The 12,682-nt window shown below is 74.5% G+C and carries 13 protein-coding genes; 7 read left to right on the top strand and 6 right to left on the bottom strand.

The window, feature by feature from the left end; translation table 11 throughout:
- Positions 1–321: 321 nt before the first annotated feature.
- From BJ971_RS09600 to BJ971_RS42625, 6 genes are all read right to left on the bottom strand, one after another.
- Entirely contained in the window at positions 322–1,005 is a 684-nt protein-coding gene (locus BJ971_RS09600; protein ID WP_239087487.1) for a response regulator transcription factor, read from the bottom strand.
- A complete protein-coding gene (locus BJ971_RS09605) occupies positions 1,002–2,105 on the bottom strand; it encodes a sensor histidine kinase (protein WP_184991731.1) in 1,104 nt (367 codons plus the stop codon). Before BJ971_RS09605 ends, BJ971_RS09600 begins: the two co-directional genes overlap by 4 nt.
- A 5-nt stretch (positions 2,106–2,110) precedes the next feature.
- Positions 2,111–2,932 (bottom strand): ABC-2 transporter permease family protein, encoded by an 822-nt coding sequence (locus BJ971_RS09610; protein WP_184991733.1) that lies wholly within the window; start codon positions 2,930–2,932, stop codon positions 2,111–2,113.
- Positions 2,925–3,815, bottom strand: coding sequence for an ABC transporter ATP-binding protein (locus tag BJ971_RS09615; protein WP_184991735.1), 891 nt, complete (start codon positions 3,813–3,815; stop codon positions 2,925–2,927). Before BJ971_RS09615 ends, BJ971_RS09610 begins: the two co-directional genes overlap by 8 nt.
- Positions 3,816–3,903: 88 nt before the next feature.
- The gene (locus tag BJ971_RS09620) at positions 3,904–4,239 is read right to left on the bottom strand and encodes an SCP2 sterol-binding domain-containing protein (protein WP_184991736.1); all 336 of its coding nucleotides are present in this window, start codon (positions 4,237–4,239) and stop codon (positions 3,904–3,906) included.
- A gap of 310 nt (positions 4,240–4,549) precedes the next feature.
- Positions 4,550–5,377 carry a pentapeptide repeat-containing protein gene (locus tag BJ971_RS42625; RefSeq protein ID WP_377921939.1) on the bottom strand — a complete coding sequence of 276 codons (828 nt, stop codon included), beginning with the start codon at positions 5,375–5,377 and terminating at the stop codon, positions 4,550–4,552.
- Between the two features lie 27 nt (positions 5,378–5,404).
- On the opposite strand from BJ971_RS42625, the gene BJ971_RS09630 reads away from it, so the two are divergent.
- The 7 genes from BJ971_RS09630 (at position 5,405) to BJ971_RS09660 (ending at position 12,649) form a co-directional block, all read left to right on the top strand.
- The gene (locus BJ971_RS09630; RefSeq protein ID WP_184999370.1) at positions 5,405–5,761 is read left to right on the top strand and encodes a hypothetical protein; all 357 of its coding nucleotides are present in this window, start codon (positions 5,405–5,407) and stop codon (positions 5,759–5,761) included.
- Between the two features lie 26 nt (positions 5,762–5,787).
- Positions 5,788–6,648: a TlyA family RNA methyltransferase gene (locus BJ971_RS09635; protein WP_184991738.1), complete on the top strand. Its 861-nt coding sequence runs from the start codon at positions 5,788–5,790 to the stop codon at positions 6,646–6,648.
- The gene (locus BJ971_RS09640) at positions 6,645–7,532 is read left to right on the top strand and encodes an NAD kinase (protein ID WP_184991740.1); all 888 of its coding nucleotides are present in this window, start codon (positions 6,645–6,647) and stop codon (positions 7,530–7,532) included. The genes BJ971_RS09635 and BJ971_RS09640 overlap by 4 nt, the downstream gene beginning before the upstream one ends.
- Positions 7,533–7,665: 133 nt before the next feature.
- Positions 7,666–9,423, top strand: coding sequence for a DNA repair protein RecN (gene recN / locus BJ971_RS09645; RefSeq protein ID WP_184991742.1), 1,758 nt, complete (start codon positions 7,666–7,668; stop codon positions 9,421–9,423).
- Between the two features lie 114 nt (positions 9,424–9,537).
- Positions 9,538–10,716 carry a putative cytokinetic ring protein SteA gene (gene steA, locus BJ971_RS09650; protein ID WP_184991744.1) on the top strand — a complete coding sequence of 393 codons (1,179 nt, stop codon included), beginning with the start codon at positions 9,538–9,540 and terminating at the stop codon, positions 10,714–10,716.
- Positions 10,717–10,743: 27 nt separating this feature from the next.
- Positions 10,744–11,673 (top strand): copper transporter, encoded by a 930-nt coding sequence (locus BJ971_RS09655; protein WP_184991746.1) that lies wholly within the window; start codon positions 10,744–10,746, stop codon positions 11,671–11,673.
- Between the two features lie 109 nt (positions 11,674–11,782).
- Entirely contained in the window at positions 11,783–12,649 is an 867-nt protein-coding gene (locus BJ971_RS09660; RefSeq protein ID WP_184991747.1) for a hypothetical protein, read from the top strand.
- Positions 12,650–12,682: the final 33 nt, after the last annotated feature.

Consider the following 12,682-nt stretch of genomic DNA (forward strand, 5'->3'; position numbering starts at 1 on the left):
ACACCGCCGGAAAACAAAAGGTAAAGCAGCGGCGGGGGATCACGTAAATGGCCGAATGTCCCCGGTTGACACCGGACGGGTGACAGGCCACGTCCGGGGTAGCCGGAAAAGCCGCGCGGCATGGGCCGTACGGTCCCTTGAGGAGATCGGAGTTCGCAGCTCGGCGCCGGTGCGCGAGCGCGGGCGGGCGGAGCCGGGCGGCCATTCACAAGAATGGTTCGGATAGCCGGTCCGAATGCACTTCCCCGGACTTCACCCGGCCGAATGACGGCCATTCGGACGGCCCGGTCACCCCGAAGGTCGGGTAAGGGGATCGTGGATCTAGTCGACCAGGCCGGACTGATAGGCGAAGACCACCAGTTGCGCGCGGTCGCGGGCGTGCAGCTTCACCATCGCGCGGCTGACGTGGGTGCGTGCCGTCGCCGGGCTCACCGTCAGGCGGGCCGCGATCTCGTCGTTGCTCAGGCCCTCGCCGACCAGGCCGACGATCTCGCGCTCGCGGTCGGTCAGCGAGTCCAGCCGCGGGTGCGGGCGCAGCACCCGGGCCGGCCGGGACGCGAACTCGCGCACCACCCGCCGGGTGACCGACGGCGACAGCAGCGCCTCGCCGCCGGCGACCAGGCGGATCGCGCGGATCAGCTCGGCCGGCTTGGTGTCCTTGGTGAGAAAGCCGCTGGCGCCGTGCCGCAGCGCGTCGAACACGTAGGCGTCGACCTCGAAGGTCGTCAGCACGATCACCCGGGTGCCGGCCAGCGACGGGTCGGCGGCGATCCGGCGGGTGGCCTCGATGCCGTCGATGCCGGGCATGCGCACGTCCATCAGGACGACGTCGGGCCGGTGCGCGCGCACCTGTTCGACGGCGCCGAGCCCGTCGGCGGCCTCGCCGGCCACGACCAGGTCGCCCTCGCTCTCCAGCAGCGCCCGCAGGCCGATGCGCACGAGGTCCTGGTCGTCGGCGACGACCACGCGGATCGGGCCGGCGGCGTCGCGGGCGGGCCCGTTCACCCGCGCACCGGCAGGGTCGCGGTCACGGCGAAGCCGCCCTCGGGCCGGGGGCCGGCGGTCAGCGAGCCGCCGAGCGCCGTGACGCGCTCGCGCATCCCGGCGAGTCCGTGCCCCGGTGTGACGTCCGCCGGGCCGCCCCGGCCGGTGTCGCTGACCGACACGGTCACGTCCTCGCCGGTGCGGGCGACCGAGACCGACGCCGATGCCGTGCCCGCGTGGCGCAGCACGTTGGTCAGCGCCTCCTGCACGATGCGGTAGGCCGCCAGGTCCACCGCCGCCGGCAGCGACTCCAGGTTGCCGGCCAGGTCGACCGTCACCGGGACACCGACCGAGCGGGTGCGGTCCAGCAGCTCCGGCAGCCGGGCCAGCCCCGGCGCCGGCGAGCGGTCGTCGAAGTCGTCGCCGCGGCGTACCGCGCCGAGCGCGGCGCGCAGCTCGTCGAGGGACTCGCGGCTGGTGCGGCTGATCGCGGTGAGCGCCGCCTCCGCCTGTGCGGGCTGCCTGGCCAGCAGGTGCAGGGCGATCTCGGCCTGCATGTTGATCGCGGCCAGGCCATGGCCGACCACGTCGTGCACCTCCTGCGCGACCCGCAGCCGCTCGGCGTCGGCCTGGCGGCGTGCCTCGTCGCGGCGGTTCTGCACCCGCTGCTCGCGCCCGACGCGCACGGTGACGCCCACCGCCAGCGGCCCGGCCACCCAGGCGAGCGGGGGAGCCACCGCGTCAAGGCTCAGGCCGCCGCCGATCAGGCCACCGACGAGCAGCGCGGCGAACGCACCCGTCGCGGCGACGGCAGCCTGCCTCAGCGGCCGGTGCGCGCCCACCGAGTAGACCGCCACCAGCAGGCTCAGCAGGATCGGCCCGAACGGCTGCCCGCCGAGCAGGTAGACGCCCACCGCGGCCGCGCAGACCGTCAGTGCCACGACCGGCGCGGACCGGCGGGCCACCATCGCCAGCGCCGCCGCGACCACCAGGACGTAGGCCCAGCCGGGCACCGAGTCGATGCCCTGGTTGCGGCCCGCCGGGGCCGTGCCGATCAGACCGACGCCCGCCAGCGCCAGGGCCAGCAGGGCGTCCGGCACATAACTCCGCACCCGCTTCATGACGCTCACAGGATGTCACGGCGGTGCAGCAGCGCGCCGCCCAGCGCGGCGAACGCCAGCAGATACCCGGCCACGACCGCGGCCGCCTGACCGCCGCCGACGAGCGCCGCGACGCCCGGCGTGTCCGCGCCGGCGCCGAGCGCCGCGACCAGGGAGCCGGCGTTCGGGCCCGGCAGGGCCTTCTGCGCCTGCGCCACCCAGTCCAGCAGCGGCGCGGCGATCAGGGCGAGCAGGTTCTGCACCGCGAGCAGCCAGACCAGGCCCAGGCCGACCGCCAGCGCGACGCCGCGCAGCGCGATGCCGAGCAGGGCGCCGAGCACCGTCCACATCGCCGCGATCAGCCAGCCGGCGCCGACGCCGCCGGCCAGGTCGGCCACGCCGGGCCAGTCCACCTGCCGGTCCTCGGCGAGCGCGATGAGCAGGCTCGCCGGCGCGCCGGCGGCGAAGACGGCGACCACACCGGCGAGCGCGGCCAGGCAGAGGGTCACCAGCTTGGCGGCGTACACCCGCAGGCGGGCCGGGTCCTGGGTCAGCACGGTCTTCCACGTGCCCCAGGCGTACTCGCCGCCGGCCGCGAGCACGCCGAGGATCAGCATCAGCGCGCCCAGGAAGACCGGCAGGCCCCCGATCGAGTTGCCGACCAGCCGGTCCGGCAGCAGGGCGTCCAGGCCGCGGTCGGCGCGCGGTCCGCCGGTGCCGCCCGCGTACCCCGCGTACGGGATCAGGTAGGTGAAGGTGACGCTCAGGGTGAGCGCGATCGCCAGCAGCGCCCAGGTCGCCGGGCGGCGCACCAGCAGAAGCGCCTCGGCGCGGATGTGGTCAGTCATCGGTACCGCCTCCGGTAAGGGCGAAGAAGGCCTGCTCCAGGCTGCGTTCGCAGGCGCGCAGCTCGCTGACGGCGATGCCCGCGCCGACCAGCGCCGCGTTCACCTCGGCCGCGCGGTCGGGCGGGACCGCCAGGTCCAGGCCGTCGCCGGTGACCCGGACGGCGTCCGCGCCGAGCAGGTCGCGGGCCCGGGCCGCGGCGGCGTCCAGGGGAGCGGCGACCAGCCGCAGCGTGCGGTCGCCGCGCAGCTCGGCGACCGTGCTCTCGGCGACCAGCCGGCCGTTCGCGATGACGCCGACCCGGTCGCAGAGCTCCTGCACCTCGGTCATCAGGTGGCTGGAGAGCAGCACGGTGCAGCCGGCCGCGCCGAGGCGCCGCACGAGCAGGCGCATGTCGGCCATCCCCGCCGGGTCGAGGCCGTTTGTCGGCTCGTCGAGCACCACCAGGCGCGGGTCCTTCAGCAGGGCGGCGGCCACGCCGAGCCGCTGCTTCATGCCCAGCGAGTAGGTGGCGTAGCGGTCGCGGGCCCGGCCGGTCAGCTCGACCTGGTCGAGCACGGCCGCGATCCGGTCGGCCGGAACGCCGGCGTGGCGGGCCAGCACGCGCAGGTTGTCGCGGCCGCTCAGGTACGGGTAGAAGGCCGGGCCCTCGATCAGCGCGCCGACACCGTCGAGGCGCCCGGGCGGGGCGCCGAACAGGCGTACCTCTCCCGAGGTGGGCCGGACGAGGCCGAGCAGCATGCGCAGGGTCGTGGTCTTGCCGGCGCCGTTGGGTCCGAGGAAGCCGTACACCTCGCCGGCGCGGACGGTCAGGTCCAGCGCGTCGACGGCGGTCACCGCGCCGTACCGCTTGGTCAGGCGCCGGGTCTCGACGGGAGCTGTCATGCGTCCCATCGTCGCCGCGGCGCGGGCCGGCGGCGTCCGGCACCGCGCGGCCTCCGGCATACGTCGCGGGACGTATGCGCGGCCGGGGTCAGAGGAGTTTGCGCAGCTTCAGCAGGTCGAACGGGTTCGCCTTGATCGAGACCTGGCGGGACGCGATCGCCTTGGTGACGTCGAGCCTGCCGGTCACCAGCGCGATCAGCTCGTCGCTGTCGGCGGTCAGGGCGATCTTCGCCTTCGGGTCGTCGCCGTCGGCGATGTCGACCAGGCGGCCGCCGTCGAGCCGGGCGTGGAACGCCGTGTCCAGGTCCGGGATCCGGCAGGCGAGCGTGCGGTCGAGATCGAGCCGGCCGCGGGTCTCCGCGCTCGCGTCCAGCCGGGCAGCAAGATCATGTAGCGCCTGCCGGCACTCGTCCACGCTTGCCAATTCCCCGACCTCCTTCGCGACGCCACCTTGACGCACCGCACGGTACCGCAGCACGCCCGTGGTTCGGCCCGGTAGCGTGGCAGCAGCGCAACGGCGTGGCGGAGTCGGAGGGAGTCGACATGCAGGACGCATGGCGGGCGTATCTCGAGCTGGCGCTCGGACTGACCGAGGCGCCGCGCAAGAAGGCCCAACGGGTCGCGGGCGAGCTCGTGAACCGCGGCGGCGCGACGGCCGTTCAGCTACAGGGCCTGGTCGAGGACCTGTTGTCGACGGGCGTGGCCAACCGCGAGGCGCTGACCAACATCGTGCGCTACGAGGTGGACCGGGCGCTGGGGCTGGTGGGGCTGGCGACGGCCGACGAGGTCTCCGACCTGACCGACCGGGTGCGCGACCTGGAGCGGCAGCTGCGTGACGCCCGGTCGCGGGCGGGCGCGGAGCGCAACGGCGAGGCGACACCGGCCGTCGCCGTGCCGCCGGCCAAGAAGGCCGTGGCGAAGAAGGCGGTCGCGAAGAAGGCGGTCAAGGCCACCCCGAACGCGATGCCGGCCGCGGGCGCGCCGGTCACCCCGGCGCGCGTGGCACCCAAGCAGGCGGCTCCCGCCAAGGCCGCCCCCGCCGCCGCGGCACCCGCCGAGCCGGCTCCCGCCAAGTCCGCACCTGCCAAGTCGGCTCCCGCCAAGTCGGCCTCCGCCAAAGCCGCTCCCGCTAAGACCGCTCCCGCTAAGACGGCTCCCGCCAAGGCCGCTCCCGCCAAGGCTGCTCCTGCCAAGTCGGCTTCCGCCAAGGCCGCTCCGGGTAAGGCAGCGCCGGGCAAGGCGGCCAAGGCCGCGCAGGTCAAGGCCGCGCCGAGCACGGCCGAGCCGGGCGAGGCTGTCGGTGTCGACGCCGGCACCGCCGGGTCGGTGCCGCCGGCAGGCCCGTCGGGTGCGCCGCAGGCAGGCCCGTCGGGTGCTCCGGCGTCGCCGGGAAGCGGTGCGCCGGCCGGGGTCGGTACTCCGGCCGGGACCGTCGCCGCACCGACCGCGCCGGTGAAGGAGGCCGCGGCCGCCACGCCGCTCCCGCCCGTAGTCAAGAAGACCGCCGCCAAGAGGACCGCGGCGAAGAAGACGGCCGCCAAGAAGGCCGCACCGAAGACCACCGATTCCGCCGCGCCGGAGGCAACGCCGTGACCTACCCGAACCAGCAGCCGCCCGCGAGCCCGCGCCCCGCTCCGCCGCCCGGCGGTTTCCGGCCCGCGCCGCCACCGGGCGGCTTCCGCCCGGGACCGCCGCAGCAGCCAGCGCCGGCGTACGAGCCGGACGAGGCCCGGACGGCGGACGGTGACGACACCGCGCAGGGCGAGGAGCGCCTGCCCGTGGCGGCCCGGCCGGCCGGCGGCGAGCAGGGCACCGGGCATCCCGCCGTCGACGCGGTGCTGCGGTCGCTGGCCAACGCCGCCGCGCTCGCGCCGGGCGACCAGATCGCCGAGTACGAGGCCGCGCATCAGGTGCTCCAGGAGACGCTGGCTAGCATCGACCGCTGACCCCGTACCCGAGAAGTTTGGATCCGATGGCCCGCCGTGCGCGTCTCGACGCCGAGCTAGTCCGCCGCAAGCTGGCCCGGTCCCGGGAGCAGGCCGCCGCGCTCGTCGCGGCCGGCCGGGTCCAGGTCCGCGGCACGGTGGCGCAGAAGGTCGCCACCATGATCGACCCGGCCGATCCTGTCGTGGTCACCGGCGACGATCCGGCCACCGAGTACGTCTCCCGGGGCAGCCACAAGCTCGCCGGCGCCCTCGCGGCGTTCGGGCCGCTGGCGGTCAAGGGCCGGCGCTGCCTCGACGCGGGCGCCTCCACCGGCGGCTTCACCGACGTGCTGCTGCGTGAGGGCGCCGCCCGCGTCTACGCCGTCGACGTCGGCTACGGCCAGCTCGCCTGGCCGCTGCGCAACGACGAGCGGGTCACCGTCATGGAACGCACCAACGTGCGCACCCTGACGCCGGACATGCTCGGCGGGCCGGTGGAGCTGACGGTCGCCGACCTCTCGTTCATCTCGCTGCGGCTGGTGCTGCCCGCGCTGGCCGGCTGCACCGCGGCGGACGGCGATCTCGCGTTGATGGTCAAGCCGCAGTTCGAGGTCGGCAAGGAGCGGGTCGGCTCCGGCGGCGTCGTGCGTGACCCGCTGCTGCGCGCCGAGGCGGTCCTCGACGTTGCCGCGGCCGGCGCCGAGCTGGGCCTCGGCGTCGCCGGGGTCGCGGCGAGCCCGTTGCCCGGCCCGAGCGGCAACGTCGAGTTCTTCCTCTGGTTCCGCCGGGGCGCGCCGCCGGCCGACGAGGCCCGCGTGCACACCGTGGTCGCCGCCGGCCCGTCCGGGCAGGTAGCCTCCGCCGGGCCGGCATCGCCGTCGGTCCCTGTTCCGCTGGAGGATTCGTGACGCGGTCCGCGTTGCTGGTGACACATACCGGTCGCCGGCAGAGCACTCAGCATGCCCAGACCGTCGCCCGCGACCTGGTCGCGGCCGGTTTCGAGGTGCGCGTGCTCGCGCAGGAGGTCGCCGACCTCGAGCTGCCCGCCGGCGTCACGCCGGTCGACGACCCGACGGCCGCGGAGGGCGTGGAGATCGTCTTCGCGCTCGGCGGCGACGGCACGTTCCTGCGCGCGGCCGAGCTGGCCCGCCCGGCGAAGGCGCCGCTGCTCGGCATCAACCTCGGCAAGGTCGGCTTCCTGGCCGAGGCCGAGCTGACAAACATCGACCAGACGGTGCGCGACATCGTCGCCGGCGACTACACGGTCGACGAGCGGCTCACCCTGGACGTGCGCGCCGAGTACGACGGCCGGCTGATCGCCGACTCGTGGGCGCTCAACGAGGTGAGTGTCGAGAAGGGTCAGCGGGCGCAGATGCTCGAGCTGCTCGTCGACGTGGACGGGCGGCCGCTGTCGCGGTACGGCTGCGACGGCGTCGTGTGCGCCACGCCGACCGGCTCGACGGCGTACGCGTTCTCGGCCGGCGGCCCGGTGGTGTGGCCGGAGGTCGAGGCGCTGCTGCTCGTGCCGATCAGCGCGCACGCCCTGTTCAGCAGGCCGATCGTCACCGCGCCGACCTCGCGGTTCGTGCTGACCGTCGACCCGTACACGTCGTTCGCGGTGCTCTGCTGCGACGGCCGGCGCACCTGGGACCTGCCGCCGGGCGCGCAGGTCACGGTCCAGCGTGGCGAGCTTCCGGTACGGCTGGTCCGGCTCGCGCCCCGGCCCTTCACCGACACGCTGGTGGCCAAGTTCGCGCTACCGGTCGACGGCTGGAGAGGTAACCGCCGCTGATCGAGGATTGTTCGCGACCGACCTCGACCCGGACCGTCCCGCAGGCCGTGCACGCGGTCTCCACCGTCGCGAACAATCCTCGTCGGTCGGGGGCGGTGGGCAATTGTCGGTGTGCACCGATACCCTTCGGCCTGTGCTGGAGGAACTGCGCATCACCGGGCTTGGCGTCATCGATGACACGACACTGCGACTGACCACGGGCATGAATGCCATCACCGGTGAGACCGGCGCCGGCAAGACCATGGTGGTGACCGGGCTGGGGCTGCTGTTCGGCGGCCGCGCCGACGCCGGCCGCGTCCGCGCGGATCCCGGCCGGGCGGTGGTCGAGGGCCGGCTGCGGCTGGCCGGCTCGCTCGGCGACGCCCTGCAGACGCGCATCACCGACGCCGGCGGCGAGCTGGACGACGACGGGTCGGTGCTGCTGAGCCGCACGGTGACCATCGAGGGCCGCTCGCGGGCGCACGTCGGCGGGCGCAGCATGCCGGTGGCGATGCTCAGCGAGGTCGGCGAGCAGGTGGTGGCCGTGCACGGCCAGTCGGACCAGCTGCGCCTGCTGCGCCCGGCCGAGCAGCGCGCCGCGCTGGACCGCTTCGCCGGCGCCGAGCACGAGAAGCTGCTGGAGACCTACCGGGAGGCGTTCACCCGCTGGCGCGCCGTTGTCGAGGATCTCGCCGACCGGCGCCGGCACGCGCGTGAGCGCAGCCAGGAGGCCGACCTGCTGACCCTCGGCCTCGACGAGATCAGCCGGGTGGACCCGCAGCCGGGCGAGGACGACGACCTGCGCGCCGAGGTGCAGCGCCTCGAGCACGCCGAGGGGCTGCGCACGGCCGCCTCGCTGGCCGCGCAGGCGCTCGCCGGCGGCGTCGAGGCCACCGAGGAGACGCCGGACGCGACCCTGCTGCTGGGCACCGCGCGGCGCACCCTGGAGGCGCAGGCCGCCGTCGACCCGGCGCTCAGCGAGCTCGCGGCCCGGATCGAGGAGGCCGCCACGCTGGTGGGCGACGTCTCCGCGGAGCTGTCGGCCTACCTGAGCGCGCTGGACGCCGACCCGGCCCGGCTCGAGGTCATCTACGAGCGGCGCGCGGCGCTGCGGGCGCTCACCCGCAAGTACGCCGACGACGTCGAGGGCGTCATCGCCTGGGCGGAGAACGCGCGGACCCGGCTGGCCGCGCTGGACAGCTCCGACGAGCTGCTCGAGGAGCTGGACCGGGAGCGGCTGCGCATCGCCGCGACCGTCGGCGAGCTCGCCGCGCGGCTGACCGCCGCCCGGGCCGAGGCCGCCGGGCGGTTCGCCGAGCAGGTAAGCGTCGAGCTGACCGGGCTGGCGATGCCGCACGCCCGGGTCGAGATCGCCGTGCAGCCGCGGACCGCCGGGCGCGACGAGCCGACGGTGACCGTCGACGGCGCCGAGGTCGCGGCCGGTCCCGACGGCGCGGACGAGATCGAGCTGCGGCTGATCGCGCACCCCGGCGCCCCGGCGCTGCCGTTGCAGAAGGGCGCCTCCGGCGGGGAGCTGTCCCGGGTCATGCTGGCCATAGAGGTGGTGTTCGCCGGGGCCGGCGGGCCGCCGACGCTGGTGTTCGACGAGGTCGACGCCGGCGTGGGCGGGCAGGCCGCGGTGGAGATCGGCCGGCGGCTGGCCCGGCTGGCGCGCACACACCAGGTGCTTGTCGTCACCCACCTGCCGCAGGTGGCCGCGTTCGCCGACCGGCACCTGGTGGTCGCGAAGGACACCGGCGGGGCGATCACCACAAGCGGGGTGCGCATCGTCGAGGAGACCGAGCGGGCGCGGGAGCTGGCCCGGATGCTGGCCGGCCTGCCGGACTCGGACCTGGGCATCGCGCACGCCGAGGAGTTGCTGGCGGTCGCCGACCGGGAAAAGCGCGGCTGACCGGGCCCGTGAACGGTGAATACTGCGCAGAGTGACGGCTGTTTGTCGCTTTTGTCGGTGACCTTGTGCATGTCGCGTGGGTGATGCATGAAATGGCATGTCAGGATGGCCGGGATGCGACTACCCACCTTGCGCCGGACCCGGAGCGTCGAACCGGGAGCTGTCTCCGGCACCGCCCGACTCGACCGCCGGACCAAGCGCCTGGTCGGACGGCTGCGTCCGGGTGACATCGCGATCATCGACCACGTCGACATCGACCGGGTCGCCGCCGACTCGCTGGTCGCCGTCGGCGTCGCCGCCGTGCTCAACGTCAAGCCCTCGATCTCCGGGCGATACCCGAACCTCGGCCCCGAGGTGCTGATCCAGGCCGGCATCGTGCTCGTCGACGACCTGGGCGACGAGGTCTTCGACCGGATCAGCGAGGGCGCCCTGGTCAGCGTCGACGGCGACACCGTGCTGCTCGACGGCGAGCCCGTCGCCAGCGGGATCGCGCAGGACACCCAGACCGTCGCCGCCGCCATGGCCGACGCCCGCGAGGGCCTGTCCGTGCAGCTCGAGGCGTTCGCCGCCAACACCATGGACTACCTCAAGCAGGAGCGCGACCTGCTGCTCGACGGCGTCGGCGTGCCGGACGTGCAGACGCAGATCTCCGGCCGGCACGCGCTGATCGTCGTGCGCGGCTACGACTACAAGGCCGACCTGGACGTGCTGCGGCCATACATCCGCGAGTTCAAGCCGGTGCTGATCGGCGTCGACGGCGGCGCCGACGCGCTCGTCGAGACCGGCTACACGCCGGACATCATCATCGGCGACATGGACTCGGTCACCGACGACGTGCTGCGCTGCGGCGCCGAGATCATCGTGCACGCGTACCCGGACGGGCGCGCGCCCGGGCTGGACCGGGTGCACGGGCTCGGCGTGCAGGCGGTGACGTTCCCGGCGGCGGCGACGAGCGAGGACCTGGCCATGCTGCTGGCCGACGACAAGGGCGCGACGCTGATCGTCGCGGTCGGCACGCACGCCAACCTGGTCGAGTTCCTGGACAAGGGCCGTGGCGGCATGGCATCGACGTTCCTGACCCGGCTCAAGGTCGGCGGCAAGCTGGTCGACGCCAAGGGCGTGAGCCGGCTCTACAAGCAGAACATCTCCGGCTCGTCCCTGCTGCTGCTCGTGCTGTCCGCGATCGCGGCGATGGCCTCGGCGGTCGCGGTTTCCACGGTCGGCAAGGCCTATCTCTCCGTGGTGTCCGAGTGGTGGGACAATCTGGTCTTCCAATTAGGGCAGCTTTTCTAATCCGCGAGTGACCAAGAGGCTTTTGGCGTGATCAACTTCCGGTACCACGTGGTGTCCCTCACCGCGGTCTTCCTTGCCCTGGCCATCGGGCTGGTGGTCGGCACGGCCGCGCTCAACGGGCCGGTCGCCGACACCCTCAAGGACCGCGTCGACGCGCTGAGCAAGGACAACAGCAACTACCGCGAGCAGGCGAACCAGTACCGCGAGGAGCTCAACCGCACGCAGGACTTCGCCACCGAGATCTCGCCCGCGCTGCTGGGCGGCAAGCTCGCCGGGCGCAAGATCCTGGTGATGGTGCTGCCCAGCGGCCAGGACTACGCCGAGGGCGTCACCGCGATGCTCAAGGTCGCCGGCGCCCGGATCACCGGCACGGTCACCGTGCAGGACAAGTTCTTCGACCCGGCGAACGCCTACGAGCTGCTGAAGCTGGCCGACAAGGCCTCGCAGCCGACCGTGCCCGCCGAGGGGCTGCCGCTCAACAGCGACGGCGTCGAGACCTCCAGCGCGCTGCTCGCCGTCGCGCTGCTGCAGCGGCCCGTGCCGGTGACGCCCGCGGACCTGACGGCGGTGCTCACGGCGTACACCGAGCCGGGCTACATCGCGGTCTCCGACGAGGTGGCGCCGGGCGCGGAGGCCACAGTCGTGGTCTCGGGCCTGCCGCCGGTCGACCGTGACGCCGCGAAGAAGAACCAGAACGCGGTGACGTTCACGACCCAGTTCGCCAAGGACCGGCCGCTGGTCGTCGGCGGCAACGGCATCGGCGACGGCAACCTGGTCGCCGAGGTCCGCGCCGACCCGACCCTGGTCAAGGGCATCTCGACGGTCGACAACGTGAGCACCGAGCAGGGCCAGCTGGCGACCGCGATGACCGTGGTGGAGCGGGTGGTGGCCGGCAAGGTCGGCCACTACGGCCTGTCGGCGGGCGCCACGTCGCAGGTGCCCAAGGTCGCGGGCTGACCTGCGGCCTGACCCGCGGGCGGCGCGTCCGTGCCGCCGAGCCGGGACCGCCTAGACTCGGCGGTCGGCCGCGCAGGGGTGCGGCCCGGCGAGGCGGGAGTTCACACCAATGGCCACTCGGGTCGTGAAGTCGTTCGGGATCGGCGCCCTGGTGGCCCGCGCCGCCCTGGCCTGGATCCGTAGCGATCCGCGCGCCGCCCAGCTGGAGCGGACCAACTTCCACGGCCGTACGGTCACCCTCGCGGGTGGTCCCGCGCTCGCCGCGGGCGCCACCGTCGCCGCGGCCGCCGGCGCGCCGAGCGCCGCGGTGGCCGCGGCCGTGCTCACCGCGGGCACCACGTCCGGCGCGGTCGGCTTCTACGACGACATGGTCGGCAACCGGCCCGAGCAGAAGTCCGCGAAGGGCTTCGCCGGGCACCTCGGCGCGCTGCGCGAGGGCCGGGTCACCAGCGGCATGATCAAGATCGCCGGACTCGGCGCCGCCGGGCTCGCCGCCGCCGCGCTGCTCGCGCGCGACCCGGGCGTGCGCGCACACCGCGGTCGCCGCCGGGGTGGCGCCGTGCGCCGCACGACCGACGTGCTGCTGGGCGCCGGGGTCATCGCCGGCACTGCCAACCTGGTCAACCTGCTTGATCTGCGCCCCGGGCGCGCGCTGAAGGCGGGCACGCTGATCGGCACGTCGCTCGCGGTCGGCCGCGGCGCCGGCGTCGCCGCCGGGACGCTCGGCGCGGGCGCGGCGCTGCTCCCGTCGGACCTGGGCGAGGAGATCATGCTCGGCGACTCGGGCGCCAACGCGCTCGGCGCGCTGCTCGGGGTGGCCCTGGCGGCCCGGACCGGGCCCGCCGGGCGCGCCGTCGCCCTGACCGTGCTGGCCGGGCTGACCGCCGCCAGCGAGAAGGTCAGCTTCACCAAGGTCATCCAGGACACGCCGTGGCTGCGCGAGCTGGACGCGCTGGGCCGCCGGCCCGCGGAATGACGGGCGGACCGGACCAGGACCTCGCCGGGACCA

The organism is Amorphoplanes digitatis, from assembly GCF_014205335.1.
Classification (GTDB): Bacteria; Actinomycetota; Actinomycetes; order Mycobacteriales; family Micromonosporaceae; genus Actinoplanes; species Actinoplanes digitatus.